The organism is Shewanella sp. CAL98-MNA-CIBAN-0140 (assembly GCF_040309905.1).
GTDB classification, from domain to species: Bacteria; Pseudomonadota; Gammaproteobacteria; order Enterobacterales; family Shewanellaceae; genus Shewanella; species Shewanella psychromarinicola.
This window is the reverse complement of sequence record NZ_JBEOPI010000151.1, coordinates 1-276: the sequence shown is the minus strand read 5'-3', so window position 1 is coordinate 276 and position 276 is coordinate 1. Positions and strand designations below refer to the sequence as shown.

General features: G+C 50.7%; 1 protein-coding gene. It reads right to left on the bottom strand.

All coding sequences use genetic code 11. From position 1 onward, the window contains the following. On the bottom strand, positions 1-276 hold a 276-nt coding region (locus AAEY93_RS20535), incomplete at both ends, for a dihydropteroate synthase (RefSeq protein ID WP_351079502.1).

Genomic DNA, 276 nt, shown 5'->3' with positions numbered 1-276 from the left:
CTATTAACTCTGCGCTAACGTCAGCGATCACGTCGTCATAGAGCGCCAGATTATTCATCGTCGTTGGCTCACCGCGCATGTGCATCAACATAACTGGTATATCAAGCTCAGCCGCTAGCGCTGCAGCACCCTCGCATTTGAGCGCTCGTACATCATTCCAAATATCAGCACCCGCCTCAACAGCTGCCCGCATAACGGTAGGATTACTGGTATCGATAGACAACCAAACTACATCGCCAAGTTGCTGTCTAATCGCTTTGACGACCGGTACAACAC